The sequence below is a fragment of the Neoroseomonas rubea genome, assembly GCF_016106015.1.
In the GTDB taxonomy this organism is placed as follows: domain Bacteria; phylum Pseudomonadota; class Alphaproteobacteria; order Acetobacterales; family Acetobacteraceae; genus Neoroseomonas; species Neoroseomonas rubea.
On record NZ_JACADQ010000308.1, the window covers coordinates 1 to 5,098 of the forward strand.

At 75.1% G+C, this 5,098-nt stretch carries 6 protein-coding genes and 1 pseudogene; 2 read left to right on the forward strand and 5 right to left on the reverse strand.

Annotated elements, in window-relative coordinates:
- The coding region (locus tag HW577_RS20385; protein ID WP_198377959.1) for a hypothetical protein at positions 1-222 on the reverse strand (222 nt) is incomplete at its 3' end.
- Complete coding sequence (locus HW577_RS20390; protein ID WP_198377960.1) at positions 222-1,187, reverse strand: Bug family tripartite tricarboxylate transporter substrate binding protein; 966 nt, start codon at positions 1,185-1,187, stop codon at positions 222-224. The genes HW577_RS20385 and HW577_RS20390, both read right to left, overlap by 1 nt.
- Positions 1,188-1,283: 96 nt before the next feature.
- On the opposite strand from HW577_RS20390, the gene HW577_RS20395 reads away from it, so the two are divergent.
- Positions 1,284-1,682 (forward strand): DUF2306 domain-containing protein, encoded by a 399-nt coding sequence (locus tag HW577_RS20395; RefSeq protein WP_198377961.1) that lies wholly within the window; start codon positions 1,284-1,286, stop codon positions 1,680-1,682.
- 8 nt (positions 1,683-1,690) lie between these two features.
- Entirely contained in the window at positions 1,691-2,677 is a 987-nt protein-coding gene (locus tag HW577_RS20400) for a cyclase family protein (RefSeq protein WP_198377962.1), read from the forward strand.
- On the opposite strand, the gene HW577_RS20405 is transcribed toward HW577_RS20400, so the two are convergent.
- The 3 genes and pseudogenes from HW577_RS20405 to HW577_RS20415 form a co-directional block, all read right to left on the reverse strand.
- A complete protein-coding gene (locus tag HW577_RS20405; protein WP_198377963.1) occupies positions 2,670-3,413 on the reverse strand; it encodes a sulfite exporter TauE/SafE family protein in 744 nt (247 codons plus the stop codon). The genes HW577_RS20400 and HW577_RS20405 overlap by 8 nt on opposite strands.
- The gene (locus tag HW577_RS20410; RefSeq protein WP_198377964.1) at positions 3,377-4,771 is read right to left on the reverse strand and encodes a hypothetical protein; all 1,395 of its coding nucleotides are present in this window, start codon (positions 4,769-4,771) and stop codon (positions 3,377-3,379) included. Before HW577_RS20410 ends, HW577_RS20405 begins: the two co-directional genes overlap by 37 nt.
- A gap of 64 nt (positions 4,772-4,835) precedes the next feature.
- Positions 4,836-5,098 (reverse strand): annotated as a pseudogene (locus HW577_RS20415) (hypothetical protein); the annotation flags it as partial.

Consider the following 5,098-nt stretch of genomic DNA (forward strand, 5'->3'; position numbering starts at 1 on the left):
TCGCCATGCGACGGCGCCGACGGATCCGAGCACGGCCCAGCCGGCGGCCGTGGGCAGCGCGGCGACGCCGCCGCGCAGCACGACCAGCGCGACGGCGCCGAGGATGGCGGGCACGCGCCGCACCTCCCCCGCGCCCATCATCGCGCCGAACATCGTGCCGAAGACGCCGAACAGCAGCAGGGTGGCGAGCGCCGCGATGGCGAGGCCCTGTGTCGCGCGCACTATTCGATGCGGATATTCGCCTCGCGCACCAGGGTCGTCATCGCCGCGCGCCCCTCGGTGACGAAGCGGCCGAAGGCGGCGGGGTCGTTGCCGACGGGCACGGCGCCGAGACGATCGAGACGCGCGCGCACCTCCTCCTCCGCCAGCGCGGCGGCGAGCGCCTGGTGGAGCCGGGCCGCGATCTCGTCCGGCGTGCCGGCCGGGGCGAACAGGCCGACCCATTCGCTGACGTCGAAGCCCGGCAGGCCGGATTCCGACAGCGTCGGCACGTCGCCAAGGTTCGCGAGCCGCTGCGCGGTCGCGACCGCGAGGAAGCGCGCCCGCCCGCTCTCGACCACGGGCCGCGCGGAAAGCGCGGTGATGAAGACGCCGTCGAGGTTGCCCGCCGCGAGGTCCCGCGCCGCGTCGGCGCCGCCGCGATAGGGGATGTGCTGCACCTCGATCCCCGCCTCCCGGGCGAAGCGCGCGAGGCCGAGATGCCCCGCGGTCGCGTTGCCCTGCGTGCCCATGTTGATCGTGTTCGGCCGCGCCTTGGCCGCCGCGATGAAGGCGGCGATGTCGCGCGCGGGGAAGTCCGCCTTGACCGCGACCACCTGCGGGAAGGTGCAGACCTGGCTGATCGGCAGGAACGCGGTCGTGTAGTCGAAGGTCAGGCCGCGCAGCAGCGCGTGGTTCACGATGTGGGAGGACGCGTCCCACAGCAGCGTGGTGCCGTCCGCGGTACTGCGTGCGACCTCGGCGCCGCCGATCGACCCGCCCGCGCCGGTGCGGTTCTCGACGACGAAGGTCGCCGACAGGCGCTCGCCCATCCGCGGCAGGATGGTGCGGGCGGCGGAATCGGCGGCACCTCCGGCGGCGAAGGGCACCAGCACGCGGATCGGGCGTGCCGGCCAGCCCTGCGCGAAGGCGGGGCGGGCGAGGGGCAGGGCGGCGGCGGCGAGCAGCGCGCGGCGGGCGAGATTCATGTCGGCGTCTCCCGGATGTCGCGCTTCGTGTGGTTGCGCGCCGCGGGCGCGTCAAGGCGGCTGGCGCGGGGCCGGCAGCCCTCGCAGGATGGTACGATGACGTTCGAACCCCTGACCGCCGCGCCCTGGCTCGTGCAGGCGCATGCCGCCGCGGCGCTGCTCGCCGTGCCGCTCGGCGTGGCGCAGTTCCTGCTGCCAAAGGGCGATGCGCGGCACCGCGCGCTGGGCTGGGCATGGGTGCTGCTGATGGCGGTGGCGGCAGGCTCGGCGCTTGGCATCACCGGGCTGGCAGGGCCGGGCCGCTGGTCCTGGGTGCATCTGCTCGTGCCGGTCCTGGCGCTGCTGCTGCCGCTCGCGGTCCTCGCCGCAAGGCGCGGGCGGACGGAGCGGCACCGCTGGACGATGGTCGGGCTCTATCTCGGGGCCTTGCTGATCACGGGCGGCTTCACGCTGATGCCCGGGCGCATCATGCATCGCGTCCTTCTCGGAGGCTGAGTCACGGCATGACGACACCACCCCGCTACGACGACCTTCCCCGCCCCGCCGGCGACCCGACCGGCCTGCCGCTCGCCTGGGGCGTCTGGGGGCCGGCGGATGAGGTCGGCACGCTGAACCGCATCACCGACGCGACGGTTGCGGCGGCGCGGGAGGAGATCAGCGACGGGCGCCGCTTCAACCTGAACCTGCCGCTCGACGAGCCCTTCGGCGCCGCGCTGGACGGCGCCCATCGCCGCCGCGCCGCGCCGCGGCCGGTGATGGTGGCCGAGGAGCATCCGGGCCGCGTGACGCGCGACGACCGGCTGGACGGCTTCTGGCTGCAGGCCAGCACGCAATGGGACGGGCTGAGCCACTTCGCCGACCCGACGCATGGCTTCTACAACCACGCGCCGCTGTCCTCGATCGTGCACGGGGCGGCCAGCCGCAACGGCATCGACAAGGCGCTGGCGCACGGGATCGCGGGGCGCTGCGTGCTGGCCGACCTGCCCCGGCACTTCGCCCGCACGGGGCGGGACTGGGGCCCGATGGGCGGGCTGCGCGCAACGGCCGAGGACCTCGCCGCCTGCGTCGCCGCGCAGGGTGTCGCGCTGCGGCCAGGCGACATCCTGCTGGTGCGGACGGGCTGGCTCGCCGCCTTCCGCGCCGCGCCGGACGCGGCCGCGCGGCACCTGCTGATCCAGGGACAGGCCGGCGCGCGGGACTATGCCGGGCTCGACGGGAACGAGCCCATGTGGCGCTTCCTCTGGGATGCCGGCATCGCCGCCGTCGCCGCCGACAACCCGACGGTGGAGGCCTGGCCGATCTTCCCCTGGAAGCCGGCGCTGCACCTGGCGATCGCGCGGCTCGGCCTGTGCCTGGGGGAATTCTTCGACCTTGAGGCGCTGGCCGCCGACAGCGCCGCGACGGGCCGCTTCACCGCCTTCTTCACCGCCGCGCCGCTGAACCTGCGCGGGGGCATCGGCAGCCCGGGCAACGCGCTGGCGATCAGGTAAGCCCGAAGCCGCGCAGCGCGAGCCAGAGGCCGAGCAACCCGAGCGCGACCTGCACGACGCGGCGGAAGGCAGCCTCATCCAGCCGCAGCCTGACCCGCCGCCCCAACGCCATGCCCGCGAAGGCAGGAACAAGGCCGGCCAGCGACGCCAGGCCGAGTTCGGCCGGCAGCATCCCGCCGCCGGCCAGCCCCGCCGCCAGCGCGCCGTTCACCAGCACGACGCCGAGGCCGAAGCCTTGCACGAACTGTTCCCGCGGCAGGCGGATCGCCTGCAGCCAGGATGCGGCGGGGACGAGGAAACTGCCCGTCAGCCCCGCTATGGCGCCCGAGACCGCGCCCATTGGCGGCGCGAGCCAGCGCTCGGTGCGCGGCGCCGGGGCGGGCAGCGACGGCGCGGCCAGCGCGAGCGAGGCCGAGGCGACCAGCATGACGCCAAGCAGCCCCGACAGCAGCGCCACATCCGCGCGCGCGAGCAGCCCCGCGGCAATGAAGCAGGCGATCGCCGCGCAGGCGAGGAAGGGCCCGATGCGGGGTGCGACCTGTCGCAGGGTCCCGCCCGCGAAGGCCTGCCAGAGGTTGGTCGCGAGCGATGGCACCAGCATCAGCGCCATCGCCTCCGGCAGCGGGCGCATCAGCGCGAGCAGCGCGATCGAGACCGTCGGCAGGCCGAAGCCCGCCACGCCCTTCACGAGGCCCGCGATCAGGAAGACGGGGAGGATGAGGAGGAGGTCCGCCATGCGCTCATCCTCGCGCGGATCCGCGCATCGTCGATAAGGCCCGCGCCGAAGCGCGGCATCAGGCCGAGAAGGGCCACGAGCGGCACCAGCCACACGATGCGCGCCTGGTAGCGGTCGACGGGTGCCGAGAGCGCGCCGGTGGCGACCGCATTGGCCGCGACCGCGACGAGCGCGCCGCCGATCAGCCCGGCGCGGACCCAGTCCCGCCGCCAGAGCGCGAGGCCGAGGGCGAAGAGGGCGAGCGGCAGCGCGGCCAGGATGACGAGGCGGTGCGGTTGGAGGAACGGCGCGGCCGCCTCGCGCAACTCGCCGCGCATCTGCATGCCGGCGTCGAAGGTGGCGCGTTCGCCCGCGGGCAGCCGGTCGATCGCGCGCCGCGCGGAGGCCGCGAGATGCGTGTTGTCGAGCGTGTCGCCCACCTCGAACAGCAGCGCCTGGCGCAGCGCGTTGCGCGCCATGGCGTCGGCCACCTCCGCGGGGCGTTCGGAGATGGTGCGCGCGACGATCTCCGCGGCCTCGGCCGAGCGGCGCATGCCGCCCATCGCCAGCGGCCGCCCATCGGTCGCGCGGTTGAGCGGCGAGCGCGCATCCCAGAGAAAGGCGTCGCTGTCCATCGGGAGGTCCCGCGCGAAGGCGCAGAGTTCCCACCCCGCGCGCGGGCAATGGGCGCGCAGCGTCGCCGCCGCCGGCCCGTCCGCCTGCAGCCGCGCGAGCAGGAAGACCGCGCCATGCGGCGAGAGCGCCGGCCGGCCCGTGCCCCAGGAATTGGCCGCGAGCAGCCCGAACACCGCCAGCCCCACGGGCAGGGCCGCCCGGGCGATCGGCAGGATGCGGCGCGTCGCCAGCGCCACGAAGACGACGAGCGCGAGCGCCGTCGGCAGGTGCGACAGGTGCGAGGCGATCGCGACGGCGCCGAGCAGCGTCATCCACACCGCCTCGGCCATCGAGAACCGGTCGCGCGCGAAGCCGAGCAGCAGCAGGCAGAGCGGCGCGACCGCGGCCATGATGTCGGGCATCAGCGTCGAGGCGAACCAGGGCGCCGCGGTGCCGGCCGCGAGCGCGGCGCAGAGCAGCAGGTGCATCCCCGGCGTCGCGTCCCCGCGCGCGCCGCGCTGGGCCATCCACAGCAGGTGGGACACCATCAGCACCTGCGCGCCGAGCGCCGGCCAGAGCGAGACGCCCCAATGGAACAGGTGCAGCGCGGCGCCATAGGCCGGCGTCTTGTCCCAGGGCCATTCGGGAAACAGCGTCTGGCCGAGGTAGGAGACGCTGTCGATGAAGACCAGGGGATAGCCGTTCAGCACCGCGGGCCAGGCGAGCAGCCCCGCGCCGAGCATGACGACGAGGAAGGCGTTCATGCGCCGCGCCCCCGGCCGCTTGCCGTCGCGTGCGTTCGCCGTGGCGCCCGGCCGGATCCTGCGTTCATGCCGGGCGTCTCCGGGCCAGGAGGAGGAGGAGCGCGCCGGCCGGCAGCAGCCAGGCGATGCGGGCTTGGTAGCGCGGGAACACGCCCGATAGCCCACCGGTGGCCGCCGCATTGGCCAGCAGCCCGATCGCGATCGCGGCGGCGAAGGCGTAGGCACGCCGGCTGCCCGACCGCGCGGCGCCGAACAGCAGCAGCGGCAGCCCCGCGACCAGCAGCGCCGCGTGCAGCGCCCCCAGCGGCGGCAGGCCCGCGCGCAGCG